Origin of the sequence: Actinomadura sp. NPDC023710 (genome assembly GCF_040639875.1) — a bacterium.
GTDB lineage: Bacteria > Actinomycetota > Actinomycetes > Streptosporangiales > Streptosporangiaceae > Spirillospora > Spirillospora citrea.
In genome coordinates this window covers 24,575-44,491 of the sequence record NZ_JBFAGB010000039.1, presented here as the reverse complement: position 1 = coordinate 44,491, position 19,917 = coordinate 24,575, and the positions used below count along the sequence as shown (strand labels likewise).

The 19,917-nt window shown below is 67.3% G+C and carries 20 protein-coding genes and 1 CRISPR repeat array; of the genes, 16 read left to right on the top strand and 4 right to left on the bottom strand.

Translation table 11 applies throughout. The features are described 5' to 3' along the window. Positions 1–23 precede the first annotated feature (23 nt). From AB0H37_RS34870 to AB0H37_RS34805, 14 genes are all read left to right on the top strand, one after another. Positions 24–227 (top strand): hypothetical protein, encoded by a 204-nt coding sequence (locus tag AB0H37_RS34870; RefSeq protein WP_360616981.1) that lies wholly within the window; start codon positions 24–26, stop codon positions 225–227. Continuing rightward, positions 224–970, top strand: a complete 747-nt coding sequence (locus AB0H37_RS34865) for a hypothetical protein (RefSeq protein WP_360616980.1) — start codon at positions 224–226, stop codon at positions 968–970. The genes AB0H37_RS34870 and AB0H37_RS34865 overlap by 4 nt, the downstream gene beginning before the upstream one ends. Next, positions 901–2,352: a hypothetical protein gene (locus tag AB0H37_RS34860; protein WP_360616979.1), complete on the top strand. Its 1,452-nt coding sequence runs from the start codon at positions 901–903 to the stop codon at positions 2,350–2,352. The genes AB0H37_RS34865 and AB0H37_RS34860 overlap by 70 nt, the downstream gene beginning before the upstream one ends. Then, the gene (locus tag AB0H37_RS34855) at positions 2,342–3,817 is read left to right on the top strand and encodes an SCO6880 family protein (protein ID WP_360616978.1); all 1,476 of its coding nucleotides are present in this window, start codon (positions 2,342–2,344) and stop codon (positions 3,815–3,817) included. The genes AB0H37_RS34860 and AB0H37_RS34855 overlap by 11 nt, the downstream gene beginning before the upstream one ends. A gap of 40 nt (positions 3,818–3,857) precedes the next feature. Then, positions 3,858–5,279 carry a hypothetical protein gene (locus AB0H37_RS34850; protein ID WP_360616977.1) on the top strand — a complete coding sequence of 474 codons (1,422 nt, stop codon included), beginning with the start codon at positions 3,858–3,860 and terminating at the stop codon, positions 5,277–5,279. Then, positions 5,276–7,069, top strand: coding sequence for a TraM recognition domain-containing protein (locus tag AB0H37_RS34845; RefSeq protein ID WP_360616976.1), 1,794 nt, complete (start codon positions 5,276–5,278; stop codon positions 7,067–7,069). Before AB0H37_RS34850 ends, AB0H37_RS34845 begins: the two co-directional genes overlap by 4 nt. A 53-nt stretch (positions 7,070–7,122) precedes the next feature. Next, a complete protein-coding gene (locus tag AB0H37_RS34840; protein ID WP_360616975.1) occupies positions 7,123–7,536 on the top strand; it encodes a DUF4913 domain-containing protein in 414 nt (137 codons plus the stop codon). Between the two features lie 52 nt (positions 7,537–7,588). Continuing rightward, entirely contained in the window at positions 7,589–8,365 is a 777-nt protein-coding gene (locus AB0H37_RS34835) for a hypothetical protein (RefSeq protein ID WP_360616974.1), read from the top strand. A 35-nt stretch (positions 8,366–8,400) separates the two neighbouring features. Continuing rightward, positions 8,401–9,222: a hypothetical protein gene (locus tag AB0H37_RS34830; protein WP_360616973.1), complete on the top strand. Its 822-nt coding sequence runs from the start codon at positions 8,401–8,403 to the stop codon at positions 9,220–9,222. Between the two features lie 50 nt (positions 9,223–9,272). Then, positions 9,273–10,109 carry a hypothetical protein gene (locus tag AB0H37_RS34825; RefSeq protein WP_360616972.1) on the top strand — a complete coding sequence of 279 codons (837 nt, stop codon included), beginning with the start codon at positions 9,273–9,275 and terminating at the stop codon, positions 10,107–10,109. Between the two features lie 102 nt (positions 10,110–10,211). Beyond that, on the top strand, positions 10,212–10,634 hold the full coding sequence (locus AB0H37_RS34820) for a hypothetical protein (protein ID WP_360616971.1): 423 nt from the start codon (positions 10,212–10,214) through the stop codon (positions 10,632–10,634). Positions 10,635–10,639: 5 nt separating this feature from the next. Then, positions 10,640–11,401, top strand: a complete 762-nt coding sequence (locus tag AB0H37_RS34815) for a hypothetical protein (RefSeq protein WP_360616970.1) — start codon at positions 10,640–10,642, stop codon at positions 11,399–11,401. A gap of 123 nt (positions 11,402–11,524) precedes the next feature. Further along, complete coding sequence (locus tag AB0H37_RS34810; RefSeq protein WP_360616969.1) at positions 11,525–11,908, top strand: hypothetical protein; 384 nt, start codon at positions 11,525–11,527, stop codon at positions 11,906–11,908. 24 nt (positions 11,909–11,932) lie between these two features. Continuing rightward, positions 11,933–13,417, top strand: coding sequence for a hypothetical protein (locus AB0H37_RS34805; RefSeq protein WP_360616968.1), 1,485 nt, complete (start codon positions 11,933–11,935; stop codon positions 13,415–13,417). Positions 13,418–13,715: 298 nt separating this feature from the next. Continuing rightward, a CRISPR array of direct repeats spans positions 13,716–14,346; the repeat unit is 29 nt; unit sequence GGGACCATCCCCGCGTGCGCGGGGAGCAC. Positions 14,347–14,814: 468 nt separating this feature from the next. On the opposite strand, the gene AB0H37_RS34800 is transcribed toward AB0H37_RS34805, so the two are convergent. Continuing rightward, a complete protein-coding gene (locus AB0H37_RS34800; RefSeq protein ID WP_360616967.1) occupies positions 14,815–15,435 on the bottom strand; it encodes a hypothetical protein in 621 nt (206 codons plus the stop codon). A 429-nt stretch (positions 15,436–15,864) separates the two neighbouring features. Beyond that, positions 15,865–16,275: a hypothetical protein gene (locus AB0H37_RS34795; RefSeq protein ID WP_360616966.1), complete on the bottom strand. Its 411-nt coding sequence runs from the start codon at positions 16,273–16,275 to the stop codon at positions 15,865–15,867. Positions 16,276–17,100: 825 nt separating this feature from the next. On the opposite strand from AB0H37_RS34795, the gene AB0H37_RS34790 reads away from it, so the two are divergent. Continuing rightward, positions 17,101–17,967 carry a helix-turn-helix transcriptional regulator gene (locus AB0H37_RS34790; protein WP_360616965.1) on the top strand — a complete coding sequence of 289 codons (867 nt, stop codon included), beginning with the start codon at positions 17,101–17,103 and terminating at the stop codon, positions 17,965–17,967. Continuing rightward, the gene (locus AB0H37_RS34785) at positions 17,964–18,167 is read left to right on the top strand and encodes a DUF397 domain-containing protein (protein WP_360616964.1); all 204 of its coding nucleotides are present in this window, start codon (positions 17,964–17,966) and stop codon (positions 18,165–18,167) included. Before AB0H37_RS34790 ends, AB0H37_RS34785 begins: the two co-directional genes overlap by 4 nt. 135 nt (positions 18,168–18,302) lie before the next feature. Here the strand turns inward: AB0H37_RS34785 and AB0H37_RS34780 are convergent, their stop codons facing one another. Both AB0H37_RS34780 and AB0H37_RS34775 read right to left on the bottom strand, forming a co-directional pair. Continuing rightward, positions 18,303–19,133: a S1 RNA-binding domain-containing protein gene (locus tag AB0H37_RS34780; protein WP_360616963.1), complete on the bottom strand. Its 831-nt coding sequence runs from the start codon at positions 19,131–19,133 to the stop codon at positions 18,303–18,305. 110 nt (positions 19,134–19,243) lie between these two features. Continuing rightward, a complete protein-coding gene (locus AB0H37_RS34775) occupies positions 19,244–19,825 on the bottom strand; it encodes a hypothetical protein (RefSeq protein ID WP_360616962.1) in 582 nt (193 codons plus the stop codon). Between the last annotated feature and the right edge of the window lie 92 nt (positions 19,826–19,917).

The following is a 19,917-nucleotide window of genomic DNA, read 5'->3' as shown; positions in this document are numbered from 1 at the left end:
CCCCGCCTGGGCTGGATAGCAAAATGAGCAGGCTGCTGTCGTGGGGCAAGTGGGGTGTGCTGATCTGCGGCGTCGCCGGCTTGTTCATCTGCGCTGGTCAGATGGCCATCGGCCGCAAGAACCGGTCCACGTTCGCGGCCGACGGAGCGACCGGCATCCCGTGGGTGCTGGGCGGGCTGAGCTTGGCGGCGACGGCGGCCCCGATCGTCGAGGTGTTCTTCAAATGACCCGGGCGAAGGACGAGACGAAGCGGTCGGACGGCGTCGTGTGGTGGCGCCGGGGCCCGGTCATCGCGGGGTCGATGATCGGCGGCGGAGTGCTTGTCGGGCTTCTGGCGCCTCCGGTCTTCAGGACGCCTCCCACGACGACTCCGGTGATCGTGCGAACGACGGCGCGATCTGGGCAGATGGTCAGCGCGCCGCAAGTGTCCTTCGCTGGCGTGTCGTGGCGTGACTACCACGGCGTTCTCCTGCCCTACTCCGCTGGGGACGGGCCACACGACACCGCCAGCGATCTGGCTTCGGAGTTCGCCAGGACGCCGCGCGGGGCCTTGCTGGCCGCGATCCATATTGCGGTGCGGGCCAACGTGCAGTGGGGCAGCGACGTGTTCGGACCGACCATCGAGCGGCAGGTCACCGGCCCCGATGCGAGCATCCTGCTTGATGCGACACGCAGGGCCTACGAGCGTTTGAGGGGCGACCGGCCCGATGGCGCCATGCTCAGCCGCGGATATGTCGTGCTGGAGGCGTTCCGTTGGCAGGGCTACTCGCCCGAGGCGGCGAGCCTGGATCTGGTGTCGGCGGGGCCGGGCGACAGCGATGTGACGGTCCGTGCCGTGGCTCGGTTCCAGTTGCAGTGGCAGGACGGTGACTGGCGTCTCCTGGCTCCCCCGGGTGGGACGTGGGTTGGGGCAGCGTCCCCTATCGATTCGCCGGACGGCTATGTCCGCTTCCCGAGTGGGGGCGCCTGATGTTTCCGTTTGATCCGTGCTCACCGGTCATGGATCCGGCCTGCGTCCAGCCGGTCGATAACGACGGCCACGGCGGAGGGGGCCCATCTCTGCCCGGGGTACCGGATATCTCGGCCATGGTCGGCGGGCACATGCTGGACGAGGCCGCCAAGTCGTTTCAGTCGGCGGTCGGCTGGCTGATCTCCAACACCGCCGCTTGGTGGGTCAAGACCCCCTCCCCCGACCTGGAGGGAGAGCCAGCGATCAGATACCTGCAACTCCTGGTCCAGCCCCTGACGATCGCGGTCGCGGCACTGGCGTTGCTGGCGGTCGCCGCGCGCATGGCGCTGTCACGCAAGGCGATTCCGCTGATCAACGCCGGACGCGGCCTGGTCGTGCTCGCGACGGTCACCGTGATCGGCACCGTCCTTCCGAACCTGCTGCTGCAGTGGGGCGACCAGTGGTCCGGCTGGGTGCTGAACGCGTCCTCGCAGGGAGACTTCGCCAAGCGGATGACTCAGATCGTGATGGTGCCGAGCGGGACGCCCGCCGCACTGGTACTTCTCCTCTGCCTCATCGCGCTGATCATCGGCATCATCCAGGCGATCCTGCTGCTCTTCCGCGGAGCAGCGCTGGTCATTTTGGCCGGGCTGCTACCGCTGGCTGCCGCAGGCATGATCACCACCTCAACCCGGTCGTGGTTCACCCGTGTGGCCGGCTGGATGCTCGCGCTGATCTTCTACAAGCCCGCAGCGGCAGCGGTGTACGCGACGGCGTTCACGCTCGTCGGCAAGGGCAAGGACCTGCGCGTGATCCTGATGGGGTTCACGATGATGCTGATCAGCCTGATCGCCTTCCCGGTCCTGCTGAAGTTCTTCACCTGGACGACCGGCGGCACCGAATCGAGCACCGGCGGCGGGATCCTCGGCGCGCTGATGGGCAGCGCGACCGCGCTGGGCGCGTTGCGCGCCTACGGCGCCCTGGGCGCATCGGGCGGACGGTCGGACTCGGCAGGCGAGCACGCCGACTACCTCGACCAGCAGCTCGGCGACCAAAGCCCCCCAGCGCAGCCGCCGACCGACCAAGACCCAGCCGACCAGCCTCCTCCCCCGCCCGGTCACCCCCATGACACATCAGCACCGGCCGGCGGCCCCGGCCATCACTCTTCTGATCCCGGCGCCCCCGAAGGAACCAACTCTCCCGAGGCAGGCCCGCCTACGCACAACAGTCAGGGGTGGGCGCCGCCCGACGGCGGCCACGGCGAACCGGTCGGCCCCACCGGCATCCGCGCCGCCGACCGAGAACGCCGCCGCGGTGAGGACGCCATCCGCTGGGTTGGCAACGGCGGCCTGGACGGACCGACCGGCGCCGCCGGGGAAGGTGGTGGCGGCGGTGGAGCATGACATCCGCACCTACGGCGGCTGGCGACGCCGACAGAGCATCGGCCTGCTCGGCCTGGACACCACCTCGACCTTCATCGCGCTCGGCTCCGCAATGCTGCTCGTGCTAACCGCAGCCACCGCACCCGGGCTGCTGGTCTACCTGCTCCCGCCCGCCCTGATCAGTGGCGCGCTCAGCTTGATCCGGGTCGGTGGCGTGCCGCTGGCGCGGCTCGTTCTGGCGCGGTGCCGCTGGCGTTGGGGCGTGTGGCGCGGCCACACCCGCTACCGGGCCGGCGTCGTCATCGACCACCCGCGCGCGTTCCAACTCCCGGGCGTGCTCGCGCCGCTGACGCTGCTCAGTGCCGAGGACGGTTACGGCGGCCGGTACGGGATCGTGTGGGACCGCCGCGCCGGCCTGCTGACCGCCACCCTGCGCGTCGTCCCCGCCTCGACCTGGCTGGCCGACCGCAGCGACGCAGACACCTGGGTCGCCTCCTGGGGCGGCTGGCTCGCCGCGCTCGGGCACATGCCCTCCGTGCGGTGGGTGACGGTGACGGTCGACACCGCGCCCGAGCCCGGCTCGACACTCGCCGACGCCGTTGACCGCAGCGTCGTGGCCACCGCGCCGGAACCGGCCCGCACCATCATGAGCGAACTCGTTCGCACAGCTCCCGCCGCAGCCGCCGATGTCGACACCCGCCTCTCGATCACCTTCGATCCCAAAGTGTCCGCGTCCGGCCCGAAGGACCTGTTCGAGGCGGTCGCCGAACTGGGCCGCACGCTGGACGGGCTCGCGTCACGTCTCGGCGGCTGCGGCGTGTCCGTCCTGGGACGCGCCACCGCAGCCGAGATCGCCGGGGCGGTACGGATCGCCTTCGACCCCGACGCGCGCGGCGAGGTCAACCGGCTGCTCGCCCGCCCGAACTCAGAAGAGATCCTCTCGTGGGCTGATGCCGGACCAGTCGCAGCGACCGAGCACACCACCCACTACGAGCACGACGGCGGACACTCAGTGAGCTGGGCCTGGCACGAGCCACCCCGACAGAACGTGCGCTCCGACGTCCTGGCCAGGCTGGTCGCGCCCGGCCCGTTCCCCAAGCGCGTCACCCTGCAATACCGAGCATTGCCCGCCGCGGCGGCGAGCCGCGTCCTGCAACAGGAAGTCAATGCGGCGGCGTTCCGCGCCCAGTTCCGGCGCCGCACCGGCCGCGACGAGACCGCCCGCGACAGCTGGGACGCCGCCCGCGCCCGCCAGGCCGCCGCCGAGGAGGCCATGGGCGCCGGGGTCTGCCTGGTCTCGATGTACGCGACCGTCACCGTCACCGACCCCGCCCAGCTCCAACGCGCCGTAGCCCACGTGGAATCGTCCGCCGACTCGGCCAAGATCCGGCTCCGCCGCCTGTGGGGCAGCCAGGCCGCCGGATTCGCCACCACCCTGCCGTGCGGCATCTGCCCACCCGAGCTGTCTCGCCGCCTCTTGCACTGAACCGGAGGAACCGAGCTTGCCCAACGCCGAAACCGCAGCGATGTCCGAGCCACTCGCCCCGCCATGGGGCTGGCGCGGCCCAGGCACCGGACGCGCCGCGCACGTCGAAGCCGCCCCGGAGTTCCAGGCCACCACCAGCCAAGTCTGCGGCCTGTACCCCTACACCGCCGGCTCAGGAACACCCACCGCCGGCACTCCCATCGGACGCCACCAGCTCTGGGGCGAGGTCGTCTGCCTCGACCCACTGGCCTGGCTCCGCGAAGGCCTGGTCACCAACCCAGGCATGTTCGTCCTCGGCCAACCCGGCACCGGCAAATCCACCCTCGTCAAACGCCTGGTCACCGGCGCCGTCGCCACCGGCACCACACCAATCATCCTCGGCGACACCAAACCCGACTACACACTGCTGGTCGAATACCTCGGCGGCCAAGTCATCCGCGTCGGCCGCGGCGTCGACCGCATCAACCCCCTCGACGCCGGCCCCCTGGACCAAGCACGGCAACGCCTCACCGGAGCCGACGCCGAAACCCTGCGGTGGGAAGTGCGCTCCCGACGGCTCTCCCTGCTGCTGGCGCTGGCGACGCTCGTCCGCGAAGCCCGCATCACCAACGCCGAGGAAGTCGTCCTCGGCCGCGCCATCGACCTCCTCGACGAACGCCTGGCCCACGACCCCACCGTCATGGACGTCCTGCGCATCCTGGAGCAAGGACCAGACGAGCTGCGCTCAGCAACCCGCACCGACTCCGCCGACTCCTACCGGGCCCAGACCCGCGACCTGATCTTCACCCTCGACCTCCTCATCTCCGGATCCCTCGCCGGCGTCTTCGACTCCCCCACCACCCGCCCACTGAACCTGGACGCACCAGCGATCAGCGTCGACATCTCCCGCGTGCGAGCCGCCGGCGACAAGCTCCTCACCGCCGCGATGCTGTGCACCTGGGCCTACGCCTTCGGCATGGTCGACGCCGCCACCGCCCTCGCCGACCTCGGCACCGCCCCACGCCGCTCCTACCTCGGCGTCATGGACGAACTCTGGCGGGCCCTGCGCGGCGCCCCCGGCCTGGTCGAGCACGCCGACGCCCTGACCCGCCTCAACCGCGCCAAAGGCATGGCCTCAATCATGATCACCCACTCACTCGCCGACCTGGACGCCCTGGCCACCGAGGAAGACCGCGCCAAGGCCAAAGGCTTCGCCGACCGCTCCGCCATCACCGTCCTGACCGGACTCCCGCCACGCGAACTGGCCCGCGTCCACGAGATCACTCCGCTCACCGGCCCCGAACAGCGCCTGGTCACCTCCTGGTCGGCCCCCGACTCCTGGCAACCCGGCGCCCGCCACCCCGGACGCGGCAAGTACCTCATCAAGACCGGCGAACGCCTCGGCATACCCGTCGAACTCTCCCTCGTCGGCCCCGAAACCGACCTCTACGACACCGACCAGGCCATCCGAGGTGCTGGATGACACGAGCGCTGGGGCCGCGGGCATCGCTGTGGAATTCCAACGCCGGTGGCGGATGGCTGGTGCTGGCCGCCTGCTGGACACCCATCGTCGTGCTATGGATTGTGTGGTTCTCCGCCGAGCTGTGCGCCGCCGCCACGGGCGGGACAGTCATGCCCTTCGGCTCCGATTTCGCGATCGCCCTCGCCAAGGGCAAGACCAACACCACGTGGCCGGGAACACCGACACCGCTGGTCCTTCTCATCCTCGCGCTCCTAGTTACCGCGCTGATGAGCGGCGCCTGGGTGGTCTGCTCGCGCATAGCTGCGCGCCTGCCCCAGCCTGGAGATGCTGTCGCCGCTCTCGCCGACAACCCGGGCCTGAGCGCACTCCAACCCGACGTGACCGCGCGCAAGGCCATCGCGCTGAGACGTTCGCTCGCCAAGTTCGCCCCAGAAGAGCTGGACCGGGACGACATTGGCCTCGTCCTGGGCGACGTCCTTCTCCCCGGCGAACGTTCTGGCCCGACGTTGTTCGCCTCGTTCGAGGACACCGTGGTCGCGTTCATGGCACCGCGCTCGGGCAAGACGACCACCCAGTCGATCCCGCACGCCCTCTCGGCGCCAGGCCCGGTCATCGCGACCAGTAACAAGGCCGATCTGTGGTCGGCGATCGCGACCGTCCGCGCCAAACGCACCGGTGGGAAGATCTGGCTGTTCGATCCGCAGCACATCACCTACCAGCCGCAAGACTGGTGGTGGAACCCGCTCGCCGGCCTCTCCACCGTCGAGGACGCCCACAGGCTCGCCGGGCACTTCGTCCTCACCGTCGATGACGGGCAGAAGAAGGATCTGTGGGGGCCGGCAGCACAAGACCTGCTGTGCGCCTTGTTCCTGGCCGCCGCGACTTCCGACCGCTCGCTCCATCACGTGGCGCAGTGGCTGGACGAGCCCGCCGTCCCCACGCCGATCGAGCTGCTCCAGAAAGCCGGCTTCCAGCTCATGGCCTCCTCGCTCAAGGGTACGCAGAACGGGGCGGTCGAGACGCGGGACGGCATCTATCAGACCGCTCGGACGGCGGCCAAGGCACTGCGCGACCAGGAAATCCTCGCCTGGGTCACCCCCGCCCGCGACCTGCCGGTCTTCGACCCGGACGCGTTCGCGACCTCACGCGACACGCTGTATCTGCTGTCCAAGTCGCTCTCCGCGGCGGCTCCGCTGATCGCCGCGCTCACCGACACCACCATGCGCGCCGCCGAGCGCCGCGCCGAACAAGCCGGCGGACGCCTGGACCCGCCGCTCATCGTCGCGCTGGACGAGGCCGCCAACATCTGCCGCATCGCCGACCTCCCGCAGCTCTACTCCCACCTCGGCTCGCGCGGCATCATCCCGGTCACCATCCTGCAGAGCTACGAGCAGGGCGTCACCGTCTGGGGCGAGCCCGGCATGGCCGCACTGTGGGGCGCCGCAACCCGCAAGCTCATCGGCGCCGGCATCGACTCGCCCCGCCTCGTCCGCGACCTGGCGACCCTTATCGGGCAGCACGACGTGCCCGTCCGGTCCATCACCTACAGCGACGGACGCGCCAGCGAACAGATTTCGCTGCGCCGCCAGGACATCCTCGAAGCCGCCGACATCCGCGCCCTGCCCACCGGCACCGCGCTACTGCTCGCAACGGGCACCAAACCCGCCCTCATCCGCCTGCGCCCCTGGTACGCCGGACCGCACGCCCGAGCCATCAACTCGGCCATCAAGACCGCCGACATCGCCATCGCCGATGCCGCCCGCCGCCATTACCACCGCGGCATCGACTGATCCCTCGCCAAGAAAGGCCCTTGCATGCACACCTCGAAGGCTCTGGAGGCTCCATGTCCCACCCCCAGTCCGACCCCGACGCGCCGCGCACGGACGACCAGCGTCTCAAGCCGCTGTATCCGGATGTCACCGCCTGGGTGACCCAGCACTTCGTCCCGATGTACCGGCGCACCCTCGGTGGTGAATTCCGCTGGTGCGCCGAATGGTGGCGGCACGGCGAAGCCATCTCACGCCTCACCGCCCTGTGGTTCTCCTGGGAGGCGATGCGGCTCCAGGGCGCCACCGGCATGGCCCTGTGGTACCGCGACCATCTCGACCACCAGATCCCCGTCCTGCTGGGACCGCGCGGCCCCTTCTACCAGTGCACTGAGAACGAGCATCTGGCCCCGCACCAGGCACGCATCATCCCGGTCCCCGCCTGGTGGCTGGGCGTCGACCAAGACGACCTCGCCGCGGCGGACGCATGAACTCGTCTCGCACGCTGCGAACCGCTGGCTGGAGGCCCGTGTGACTGGACGCATGGCCGCCGCTGCCCTGGCGCTGGACGCCTACGAACAGCACCTGTTCGGGGAGCTCGCCCATGGGCACCGCAACGACCACGCAGAAGCCGAAGGGCTGGTGCACGCGCTGGTCGTCGACCTCATCACCTACGGCGAGAGCAACCACCTGGGCGTCGTCGACCTCCTGGACGCCCTCCAAGCCCGCATCGACCGCGGCGGGGCCCTCATCAACCCTCGCTACAGCTTCCGCCTCAACACCGAAGTCCAGTTCCGCGACCGAAGCGCCGACGAGCACCGCAGCTTCATCACCGAACTGAAGTCACCCGGCTCCAGACAGGACGCCGAATGCGTCCTGCGCGTCCCGGGGCTCATCGACCCGCAGCACACCATCACCTCGCAGCTCCAACCGGCTATCCGGCTGGTCCCTGTGCGGACTCGTACCTGCGGAATCGTCTTCTCCGCACTGGAGGCCGAAGACACCATCATCGAGATCCTCGATGGCCAGGCGAGCAAGCCGGACACCGCTCCTGCTCCGGAGGTGGTCGCGGATCTGGACGAGCTGGCCACCGCCCTGGCTACCTGGTCCGGCACGACACCCCAAGGGGTCCTGCACCACCTCCGCTACCAGGCGGGACTCTCTCCGCCGTCGTCGGATCACCGCTCACCAGTCGCTCGCCGCGCCGCAGCAGCATTCCCGAACGGCATCGCAGCCAGCCTGGCCGGCGAGCAGCCGACCACGTCAGCAGCCCACCGGCCCGAGCCGCCAGGCCCAAACCCGCCTCTCCGCCTTACGTGATCGGCCCTACCCGCTCAGTTATTTGGAGGTACTAGATGCGCGAGCATGAAGAGGCAGTCGCCAACGCGCTCGACACCTACCAGCGGCAAGTCCTGCCCGACAAACTTCCCAGCCACCGGGCCGACCCGTTGCTGGCCGAGTTGCTCAGCAAGTCGCTCCTCGATCAGCTCGTCCGCTACGCCGAGCGCCGGGACCTGAAAGTGAACGACACCTTGGCTCTGCTTCATCAGGAACGACTCGACCGCGGCGGGCGCGCCCACGACCCGGTCGAACGCTTCCGGCTCGCGAGCGAGGTCCAGTTCCGGCAAGAGCCCACCGCTACAGGGGCGAAGCCGCGGTTTCCGCTATGGCGCGGCTTCATCACCGCACTGACAGCCTCACCAAACGGTGGCGCACAGTGCACGGTCCGAGTGCCGGGCATCCACCAAGGTCTACACGTCACCGCACCCGAGTTGGAACCGGCCGATCCGTTTCCGCCACTCTCCACCCGCACGGCTGGTGTCGTCGTAAGTGCCCGGGGAGCCGAGTCGACGATCATCGACATTGGCGTCCGGCTCAAGCGCGCCGCTGCCAGCGGCCTCGTCGCCGACGAGCAGGCGCTCACCGACCTCGCACAGCTGACCATGAGACTGGGGACCTGGTCCGGCGGCCAGCCCGACGCAATCATGCGCCACCTCCACGACCGCATACTGGCCGCCGTTCAGAAGCTGCCTCCGCCAGGGCGAGGACGACCTGCAGCGCAGCTGTCCGCAAGCGAGTTCCCCCAAGGTCCAACTTCCTCGCCGTCACCCGACCGACCGCCTAGCACAAGGCCCAGCCCAGACAACCGGCACAACCCACGCAAGCACCACCCCTAGAACCTCACCGGCGCCTCCCATGCCACCTAACTCGAACCCTTGGAGGCCAAATGGCCGAAGCCGGCGCCGAAGAGTTCGCCGAGTTCGGAGCCGCAGCCTTGGACTCCTTCCAGGCCCTCTTCGAGGAGACCGAGCATTTCGACCATCGCAGCAACGACGTCCACGCCCGAGAGCTCCTCGGCGACCTGCTGATCGACCTGATGCACTACGCCCAGCGCCGGGGTCTGGAGTTCAACGACGTCCTCGCTCAAGCCAACGGTCACTACCTCAGCGAACGCAACAGCTCCGACGTCTACGCCATCGGTTCGGTCGTCCAGCTCGAAGGGCCGGCCGCCGACGAGGCAGCTCTGCTCGGTCGACCGACCAGGGGCGGCGTCACCGGAATTTACGTCCCTCATGACGGTCCTACCGAGTACTACGTTCGTTTCCTGGGCGAGCCCGGCAGCAAGAGCATCCTCGCCACCGAACTGGCAGAAGCGTCGACCTTCCCGGACACATCCACCACAAAGGGCATTATCAGTGACCCCTTCTTGGCTGAAGACGCCCTCGTCGAGGTGATGACCCGGATCGGGCGGGCCGACCTCCACGGCATCCCACCCAACCAGGACGACCTCAACGATCGCCATGCCCTGCTGGATGCCCTCGTGGCCTGGAACGGCATGGACACTCGTGACGTCACCGACCTGCTCCTGGCTCAGGTGGAACAACGACTCACCACGTCCCAGGCCGAGATCCCAGTCGCGGACACAGCGCTCAGCCCCGGCCGACTCGCAGCACAGGACTTCCCGATACCGCTGGAGCAAGGACTCGCAGAGCACCGCCCTGGCACCCACACGACTCCTCACCCCACCGCCTCCGCCAGCAGACGCACCGACCGCCACCGATAGGGCCACTGCCACCTGCGGAAACTCATCGTGACACGCGCTTCCATCGTTGGCCTATTGATCATGAGCAACGATGATTTTTCTCAGTGCTTTTAGACACACGCCTTGGACGTGGGCGTCAACAACTCGGAGGTCCCGCTGAAGTACTTCTTCGACTACGCCGCCCGCCAGATCAAGACGGCCGACTCAGTTCCCGCGCTCCTCGCCGCCGCCTTCATGGGCATGGAGCTGATCGAGCGCGCCACCACGGTCCTGGCCCAGACCGCACCCGAGGACGCCTACCAAACCGCACTCGCCGAGGCGAGCGACGCCTGGTGGGCCCTGGTCGACGCTCCCACCCTCACCTGGCCAGACCGCTCAATGTCAGACACCGACGTATCGGAACTCGCCGAATCCATCGCCGCCTTGGTGATGGTCGTGGCCGAAGCCATCCTCAACGTCGCCTCCAAAACCACCGACCCAGCCGATCGAGTGGCCTGTCTGAGAGCCGCCCACCACGCCGGCAACGTTCACGCGGCAATGAAGTAGGACCCGTGCCTAACTACACCAAGCGCATCGACCGCGCGACCCACGCTCTGACCGCCTACGAACTGGAGGCCTTCCCAGGCAAGCCTTCGCTTCTGCAACGCGACCCCTTCTATACCGAAGCCTTGCTGGCAGCGCTGGTCTGCGATCTGGAGCACTACGCCAACCACCACGGCATCAGCTTCTCCGGCGTCGTCAGCACCGGCCGCGCCCTCAACGCCGAAGAGGTCTCCGAGGACGCCCCCTACAAGCCCGGCGACCAGGTACGCCTCACTCGCCAGTACAACTACTGCGGAACCGTCATCGGCTGGCAGACCACAGGCTCCATCGACGCGACCGCCTACCTCGTCACGGTCCCCGGCATTCCCTACATCTATGCCGAGGCGGCCACGCACCTTGAACCCGCGCCTGCGTTCCCACCGACCGAGACAATCCTCGGCACCGTGCGCTATCCCGACCAAGCCGAACAGCTGTACTTCAATATCGCCAAGCAGCTTCCGAACGCTCCTGAGGCAACCCGCCTCAAGCTAGAAAACGACCGCCAGCGACTGCTGGCCGCAATGAGCTCCTGGAGCGGAATCTCCGGGTCCCGCATCCACAACGAACTCGCCCCGCGCCCGACCGCGGCCAGATTCCAACAGCCCGACACCCGTGCAGCCGTCGCGGACTTCCCCACCGGCATCAACCACAGACTCACCGCAGCACCACCGGACGCACCCGACCACAAGCAGCCGCCTCCCTCGGCCCATGGCTCAACTCCCACCGCATAACCACCCGGCTGGAGCACCCCAGGCCCCGAATAACCCATCGCATCGCCGCTGCAACCAAAACCGTGCCGCCGCCACCCGGCCGGCACACGGGCCAACCCAGCCGTCCACACGGAGGACACCGCAATGACGCACGAACGCCAGCACCAGGACATCCGCCAAAGCTGGTTCACCGAACTCCTCAACAGCGCCCTGAATGACCTCGCCCACGCCGAACGCGTCATCACCGCCTACGCCGCCCAATCACCTGACGGCTTCATCGCCTGGGGCATGGCTGAGGGCGAAGCCGTCCAAGCCCACCAGGCACTTCGCCAAGCCCCATCCCTGCGCGCAAAGCTTCCCGACGACCACACCGGCCAGAACGCGACCGCCGACGCCCTGTTCGACCTCGCCCGCAAGACCTCCCAGAGCCTCGTCCGGGCCGCCGAACTGGCCAGCGACCCCGACGACAAAATGGCGTGCCTCCAAGCCGCCCTGCACGCCGGACGCCTACGCGACGCACTCCGGTAGCCGCCCATGGCCACGTTCGGGGAGATGACCGCACTCGCCAACGAACACCTCACCGACCTCCGAAACCAGCTCCACCTGGCGCGCCTCGAAAGAGACATCCGCAGTCGCAGCGCGCTGCCCGAACTGGCACGCCTCGCCCACGTCCTCGCCCGCTACCACAACGAGATCGCTGACGGCTTCGGCGTCCCTGACCCAACCGGTGCCGGCGTACGGGTCGGCGCCCGCCGCGCCAGCAACCTCATCCAGCAAGCCGAACACCTTCTCGGCCCACACACAGACACCGAAACCCCACGGTCGGCCCTGGCTCAAAAACTCCGCGCCACCTCGATCGCTCTGGGCTGCGGTCTGGACTTGCTGTCCACGCACTTCTCCGCAAGCCATGACCGGGCGACCTCGGCGACCGCAGGCGTGATCGCGTCTGCTGACAGCGCCCGCTCGCTCCTGCAACAGCTCAGCGTTCACACTTCCACCGTCGGGCACCTAGCCAGGCGCACTCCTACGCCCACCAACGAGGCTGGCGTTCTGCTCTTGAAGGCCGCGCTCCTCTCCCACATCTACAGCGAGAACCAGACCTCACCGCCCATCACCGCCGTACAGCCCCTGCACACGCCGGGCCGCATCCCCCCTGCGGTCGGCGAAGACGTCACGCAAGCTATCGCCGGCATTGAAGCCAGCATCCAGCGGCTAAGCAACCCGCAAACCAGTACCTCGGTAACCACCTGGCGCTACCTCGCGCGAGCAGCCGCCATCATCTGCGACCTCGACTCGAAAACCGTCCACCAACTGATCCACCGAATCAACGAACTGCACGAATATGACCGTTTACCTGCGCTCAAGCAGGCCGCAACAGACGTCCAACGCACTGGTCGCACTTGGAGAACCGTCATCCGGCGCTGGGACGAGCACATCGGCCACTACGGCCACCCCGCCAACGGTCCGGCCACCGACGCCAGCGACCTCATCATCCGCCTGGGCCGTCTCATACACGCCGACCCGGCGTGGACGCCAAGCCCTCATTCATCCGGCCGACTAAAACCACCCCACGAACTCGCCCCCGACCTCCACCACGCAGCCACCCTCGCCGTAACCACTCTCAAAACCATCGAAGCCTGCAACAACCTCGCCGCACACCACCACGCCGCCATCATCGACGCAGCCGCAATAGGCGCAGTGAACCGGCACAAGAAGTACCCCACCCATCTACCACGCGCGCCAGGATCAGTACGCGAACTATCAACCCGCTACGACGCCGCCAAAACTAAAGGCAGCCAGGCAATCACAACACTAGGCCAAGCAATCCAAGACCTCACCTCCCCACACCCCGCCCCACAGGAAGTGGGCCTAATCATCCGTCGAGCGACCAATTTCCACGAGCAAAATCAGCCCAAGCTGGCCGCAGTCGACTTCCCAGTCCCACCCACCAAGGCTCTCACGAGCTCAAACAACTGCATAAACGCTTCAACCAACCACTCCACTTCACGAGTTGAGCGAAGCTATCGGCACCCGTGATGACATAGATCTACCAGCACTCCGCCAACTCGAAGCTGTGGAGATACTTTAATTGGCCGCAGGAAACGATTCGCCGAAATGGACAAGACAGGCCGTACCACAGCACCAAATCACCGGACACCGATTGGGCAACCACGCACCGCTACCCCCGTTCCCGCCGGTCACTACGAAGGTAGCCACGGTCATGGAGGTCCGCCAGTAAGGGTCTGACCGCACCCAACGCGCTGTGCAACTTGTCAGCATCCCCACGTCTGCGGTGAGCAGTAGGCAGCGGACCGACTTGCTCCTGGCGAGGTAAGGACCTTCGCCCGCGTGCGCGGTTAGCACTCCACCTACCAGCGCGGATGCCTTGTACCATCCCCGCGTGCGCGGGGAGCACGGCCACTCGTCGGAGGGGCCGACGTGCCATCCGGGACCATCCCCGCGTGCGCGGGGAGCACAACATCGCCCGGTCCGGGCGCGCGGCCCGCTGGGGACCATCCCCGCGTGCGCGGGGAGCACCGCGGAGTTGGTGTCTGCCCGGTGGTCACTGGAGGGACCATCCCCGCGTGCGCGGGGAGCACATGGCGCCGTGGTCCAGGTAGACGTCGAGCCAGGGACCATCCCCGCGTGCGCGGGGAGCACTCGCTACCGGGCCCTTGGCGAGCACGGGAGCAGGGACCATCCCCGCGTGCGCGGGGAGCACCGGACGCTGCGAGAGCTGGTGATCGAGCACGGGGGACCATCCCCGCGTGCGCGGGGAGCACGTCATGCGTCGGAACTCGATCACGCGGGGCCGGGGACCATCCCCGCGTGCGCGGGGAGCACAGGACTTGGCCCCGTGCGAGCAGATCACGCGGGGGACCATCCCCGCGTGCGCGGGGAGCACCCAGGCCGGGGGTGCGTGATGGGCGCCTCCCTGGGACCATCCCCGCGTGCGCGGGGAGCACACTCCGCGACCTGGGCTCTTAGCGTGGCGCGGGCCTGGTTTCGAGCACTTCTGCACAAACGGACATACAGGACTTTCCCTGAGTTGCGTGACGTCAGTGGAGTCGCCTACCCGACTGCATCGGGCCAGCGCTCACACGTCCAATGGCTGGCATAGTCACCTCCGTTCCGGCGGAGCTGACGGGACAGCACGGTGATCTTCATGGTACGCAGTAGCCCATGGTCAGGGTGTCAACTCGTGCCATCAAGGGTGGCCGAATTGTCCTAGGTCGGCCCGCGACCACTGGGCCTTTTTGCGCTCCCGCGCACGCAGGGATGGTCCCGTGTCACCACCTGTTGCCGCTTGTCTACTCCCGTGCTCCCGCGCACGCGAGATGGCAAGTCGACGCGCGGCGCCGACGGCCGGGCCTCCCGGTGTGCTCGGGCGCGGGCGTAGTTCTGAGCCATTGACACGTGCCTCGCCCGCATTGTCAGTGCTGCTGCGGCTGATCACCAAAGGTCATGGGTTCTCGCTGTTGGTAGCGGCGATACAGCCGGGCCAGGGTGTCGAGTGGGAGTAGGGGCCAGCGGGTTACGGTGCCGGTGGACTTGTCGATGACCAGGGTGGTGGCAGTCTCGACCGTCGGGATCGGGGGTGGATCGGGGATGGGAACCGAGATGGGGATGGCCTGGTAGCCGTCCTCAAACTCTCGAATGTGGATGAGGATCGGGGCGTCGTGGCGGTGGGGCAAGCGGAGGTGCGCGCGGTGCCAAGCGTCGGCGGTGTCCAGGGGCTGTGAGCCGGCTGGCGTTCGAGAGTCCGCGCACAGCGGGGCGAGGTAGAGGTCAGCACTAGGGACTCCCGTCGGCTGGCCAGCATCGTTGCAGGTTGGCTTCGCGTTTTCTAGCGCTGTTGTCAGCGCTTGTGTGGTGGAGCAAACCAGGTCATGGGCCTGGCGAAGGAAGTCGAGGGTGGGGGCGTCGAGTTGATCGGTGGCATCCGGGCGAGCGAGGAGGCGATCGATGGCGGTGCGGTCGGCTCGCTCGGCGAGCATCCGGATCTTCTCGGCGCTTCGCCGCAGGTGAGCAAGGCGGTCAGCTTCGGTAGGCATAGGTACTGGTCCTGGGCCGCTGTTGTGGGCCGGAGACGCGGCGAACCGAGGGTGGGGCCGCATCCCCGGCGTTGGGATCCCCGGGCGGTCGAGCTGTTCGAGCTATCAGGCCGGCGATGCCGAGGGGTGAGTTTCGTAGTGACTGGTGATGCGCTCGGCGGTCTCTTGGAGGTCCATCAGTGATTGGCGGGTGTAGCGGTGGCCGTCGTGCCAGGTGAACGTCTTGGACCCGATCCAGATGCTCAGGGTTCGGGTGCTGAGAACGGTGGCTCCGCTGTCTTCCCTGCGGTAGTTGGTCGAGATGCCGCGGGCTTTTGAGTGCCTCGGAGAGCTGGCACGCCGCGAGCGTCGGCGTAAGAGCTTGCTCGACCATCTGCCAGGAGGTTGGTAATGGGAGGGTGAACCAGACGCATTTGCCGGGCGCCGCGGTCAGGCGTGACCGGGTGAAGTGGGTGCCGGTGCTGGCGGAAACAGCCGCGACGATGGAGAGCCCTTGCCGTGCTCGTCGAGCAGCTCGGCGTCGCGGATGATCGGCCAGGTCTCGCGCTGTGCGTCGAAGACCGAGACGACCAGTTCCGGGGTGGGACAGGTGCGCGCCCAGACCCAGAGTTCCTGCCCCGCCGCGGTGAGACGCCCCGCCGAGGACGCGTACGTGTAGGCGTTGGTCGCCAGCTCGGACACCGCGAGTTCACCGTCTTCGATCTGGTCTGAGGCGAAGCCCAGCGGGTGCATCGTCGCAGCGAGGAGAGAGCGTGCCTGGGAGGCGGTACTCGCGTCGCTGGGTAGGGGGAAGGCGCAGGCTCCGCCAGCCGCGATGCCGGTCGGTTCGCCGGTCAGCACCTGTCCCTCCCGCCCTCAGACCATGGATTGGAGTGACTGTCTCGGCCCCAGTCGATGGCTCCGGTCCCCTCGCGTCAGGGAGCCGGTTGAGTGGCAGAAGCTGCGCGAGCCACGGGCGGGGTTGAGCTGTGGTGGGAGGCGTGACGCGAGGGCGGCCGTGGCCGGTGATGCTCCGGCGTAAGGGCTGCCAGGGTCGCGAGATATCGGCTGAGGTCCTCCGGCGTGCGTTGCTCGATCAGCTGAGGCTCGCCGTTCTCGGTTCGGACCAAGGCCCAGTAATTGCCCGTGTAAGCACCGAACCAGATCGCGGTGTGAGGGTACCGATAGCCGAGCTCGGCGACGGCCTGGTCCGGGCCTTGATCAGCCGCCCTGTATGGCACGGACGCCGTGGGTCCATCAGACGTATGGCCATGGCGCCGCCCGTCGGCAAGCCCGTGTTTTGTCGTGTGAGCGATCATCGGGCCGGGTGGTCTATTCGTTCGATCATGCATGGGTCGGAGGACCTCCACTATTCGATCAAGGCCGCGGCGGGTGATGCCGCACCGCGTCCGAGGTCGCATCGCTCCCGCTGTGGGCTCAGCTGGATTCGCCAGGCAAAGATCAGCGTGATCGGCTTCTTCAGATTCCGTTCAGTTGCTCTGCGTGGTCGACTGAACACAGCACAGCATGCACCTGGAATCTGTGCCGCACAAGTGTGCCGATAAGGTAAGGGCAGCTTGTCTCATTTGTCGGAGACGTCACCGCAAGCCTGTGGAAGGTTGGAGCTTCAGAGGCCGGAGGAGACTTGCGCCGTATAACTTGTGCCAGGCATGAAAGGAGAACTCCATGCCGCAACCGCGAGTCACGACAGTACGGATGCGCCGACTCGGCACCGAGCTTCGCAAGTTGAGGGAGAGCGCCGGCTACACGATCGAGCAGGTCGCCGAACACCTTGAGTGCTCACCCTCACGGGTGAGCCGGATCGAGACCGGCAAGGCACAGCCGCCCAAACAGCGTGAGCTCCGCGACTTGCTGGAGTTGCTCGGCACGTCCGACGCCCGGATCCAGGACGCCCTCCTTCAACTTGCCCGGGAAGCGGCACAACCGGGGTGGTACAGCGAGTTCCAAGACGTTTTTCCGCCGCACTTCGGCTCCTACATCGGCTTGGAGAGCGAAGCCACTGAGCTGCGGCATTTCGACAACCAACTCGTCCACGGCCTACTGCAAACTCCCGAGTACGCGCGTGAGGTGATGCGGACGACACTGCCTGGTGAGGCACCCAAGACCATCGACCGGCTCCTAGAGCTCCGCCTCGCCCGGCAACAGCTCCTCGACCGCACCTCCCCGCAGTTCTCCCTATGGGTGGTCTTGGACGAGAACGTACTGCGTAGGCAGATCGGGGAACCTCCGGTGATGCGCGAGCAGATACACCGGCTCCTCGAAGCGATCAAGACTCCCAACATCACTCTGCAGGTCCTACCCTTCGCTAAGGGTGCGCACGTCGGACTCGACGGGCCGTTCTCGCTACTCGGCTTTCCCGAATCCACCGACCCGGACGTCGTGTACGTCGAGAGTCAGGCCGGCAACGCCTACCTAGAGCAACCGCATCAAGTGAATCGCATGAGCATCAAGTTCAACCTGCTGGTGGCATCGGCACTCGACCCCCGTGAGACGGCATCCTTCCTGCGCAGCGTCGAAAAGGAGATTCAATGACTAACCAGCCCCCCTCCCCTCTCGCCTGGCGCAAGGCGACCGCCAGCCAGGGCAGCCAGGGCTGCGTCGAACTCGCTCCGCTCCCCGGGTGCGTCGCTGTCCGCGACTCCAAGGACCCCGACGGCCCGGTATTTCTTCTGAACCGCGATGGATGGCGCCAACTGGCCGAGAGGGCTAGCCACGGAGAGCTCGACCTCTAACACCAGCGCATACGTAGTGCGGTCTGGCGTGCAGCCGACCTATTGGCCCACTGGCTGGACGAGGTCTGAGCGCTGATCTGTTGCAGAGCGTGGTGGCGGAGGCCGCGTCCTCCGCATATCGACGTGTCAGCGGGCCTATTGCCGCACCGCGCGCTGCGATAGTGCGAGCCGACGCCGCTGGGGGTCGATTTCGGTGATGACCACCACGACAGAGTCGCCGACATCGACTGCTTGCTCGGGCCTGTCGACGGGTGAATCTGCGAGTTCACTGAGATGGACCAGGCCCTCGATGCCGTCTTCGACACGCACGAAGGCGCCGAAGGGAACGAGCTTTGTGACCAAGCCGTGAAGAACCTGTCCTACGTCGACGCGGCTGATGAACTGCTGGAACGGGTCGGGTTGGATGGCGCACAGTGACAGCCGAGCCTCGCCGTTGGGGATATCGAAGCCCATGAACTCGCAGGTGATGTGCTGCCCCACGGAGACGACATCGTGGGGATCCTCGATCCGGAGCCAGGACAGTTCGGGGATGGTGATGAAGCCGACGCCGGGGAAGACGGGATGGTCCGGTCCGTCATCTAGATCAACGAACACGCCAAACTGCTTGACCGCCGCGACCGTGCCAGACAGCCGCTGCCCCGGACGCAGGGCCTTGAGGAACTCCCACAAGCGCGGGTTCTCGGTGGCGGACAAGGAGAGCTGAACCCGCTGCCCCGGCAGATCGACGGCGAGCACCTCGGCCCTCACTCGGGCACCGACTTCGAGCGCCGCAGTAGGTGACCGGCGGAACGACCGCCAGGACAGATCGAGCGCGCCGATGAAACCGATGGGGTGTGAGGAGAAGCCATCGAGGAGGACGACCGCCGCTGATCTCGTGACCTCCGTGACCACTCCCGCGACGATGTCCCCTACCTCCACCGTCTCCAGAAACTCTGCGAGAGACTCGTCATCCATCGCAGCTGCCATGGCTCAAGGTTCCCACAGGCGGATGAGATCGGCTGGATCGGTCCGTCCGGGTGCGCGTCGGGTTGGTGCAAGCACCGCGGCGTGTTGGACGATGGCGGGTTGAGCGGTTTTTACAGGCGGGTTGGTCGCTGAGCGACCGTCGGCATGGACATGAGCTGAACGAAGGCATCATCCTTCGACAGTGTCGCTAAACGGGCAGGGCCAGGCAGCCCCACTGCGTTTACTGAGACCTCGCTGTCGTGTGTGACCCCCATCGTTGTCTCCGTCTGGGTCAACAATGAGATGACGGCGATCTGGCTCTGTTGACGGCTGAGAGATATGCGGACGTCCTCGGCATCGCTGTCGTAGGTGATCAATACGCGTCGGGCGACGGTCTGACGTTTCAGGACGGCGCGTGTCTGCTCCAAGTCTTCGGTCAGCACCAAGCCGGGAATCCGGTCTTCTTGCAAAGTGCCGATATCAATCCCGAGTAGTCGCCATGCGTCCGGACGGCTGAGGACCAGCTCGCTCGCGGTTCCGGCCCGACTGCTCAGGACATCCATGGCCAGACGGCGGGCGGCCTCCTCGGCTGCTGGGCCTTCAAGTTCGTGGCCCTTCGTGGTGAGCGGGAGGCCTTCGGGCAGGCTGGGTGATGGGCTGGCAGCCGGGTGCGGTGGCGTTGGTTTGGGTTCGGGCCGGGGGCGTTGCTTCACCTGGCTGAGTGCCGACTTTGCCGCGGAGGCGCTGGTTCGTCGATATCTACTCAGGAAGGCAGCCGCGCCGAGGAGAATGAGTAGTGCACAGG

What these genes read in the sequence shown, in the direction of transcription:
- AB0H37_RS34830 (WP_360616973.1), top strand. Translation starts at nt 8,401, where the DNA reads ATGCGCGAGCATGAAGAGGCAGTCGCCAACGCGCTCGACACCTACCAG.
- AB0H37_RS34810 (WP_360616969.1), top strand. Translation starts at nt 11,525, where the DNA reads ATGACGCACGAACGCCAGCACCAGGACATCCGCCAAAGCTGGTTCACC.
- AB0H37_RS34805 (WP_360616968.1), top strand. Translation starts at nt 11,933, where the DNA reads ATGACCGCACTCGCCAACGAACACCTCACCGACCTCCGAAACCAGCTC.
- AB0H37_RS34790 (WP_360616965.1), top strand. Translation starts at nt 17,101, where the DNA reads ATGCCGCAACCGCGAGTCACGACAGTACGGATGCGCCGACTCGGCACC.
- AB0H37_RS34780 (WP_360616963.1), bottom strand. Translation starts at nt 19,133, where the DNA reads ATGGCAGCTGCGATGGATGACGAGTCTCTCGCAGAGTTTCTGGAGACG.
- AB0H37_RS34835 (WP_360616974.1), top strand. Translation starts at nt 7,589, where the DNA reads ATGGCCGCCGCTGCCCTGGCGCTGGACGCCTACGAACAGCACCTGTTC.
- AB0H37_RS34840 (WP_360616975.1), top strand. Translation starts at nt 7,123, where the DNA reads ATGTCCCACCCCCAGTCCGACCCCGACGCGCCGCGCACGGACGACCAG.
- AB0H37_RS34800 (WP_360616967.1), bottom strand. Translation starts at nt 15,435, where the DNA reads ATGCCTACCGAAGCTGACCGCCTTGCTCACCTGCGGCGAAGCGCCGAG.
- AB0H37_RS34850 (WP_360616977.1), top strand. Translation starts at nt 3,858, where the DNA reads ATGTCCGAGCCACTCGCCCCGCCATGGGGCTGGCGCGGCCCAGGCACC.
- AB0H37_RS34865 (WP_360616980.1), top strand. Translation starts at nt 224, where the DNA reads ATGACCCGGGCGAAGGACGAGACGAAGCGGTCGGACGGCGTCGTGTGG.
- AB0H37_RS34785 (WP_360616964.1), top strand. Translation starts at nt 17,964, where the DNA reads ATGACTAACCAGCCCCCCTCCCCTCTCGCCTGGCGCAAGGCGACCGCC.
- AB0H37_RS34845 (WP_360616976.1), top strand. Translation starts at nt 5,276, where the DNA reads ATGACACGAGCGCTGGGGCCGCGGGCATCGCTGTGGAATTCCAACGCC.
- AB0H37_RS34825 (WP_360616972.1), top strand. Translation starts at nt 9,273, where the DNA reads ATGGCCGAAGCCGGCGCCGAAGAGTTCGCCGAGTTCGGAGCCGCAGCC.
- AB0H37_RS34870 (WP_360616981.1), top strand. Translation starts at nt 24, where the DNA reads ATGAGCAGGCTGCTGTCGTGGGGCAAGTGGGGTGTGCTGATCTGCGGC.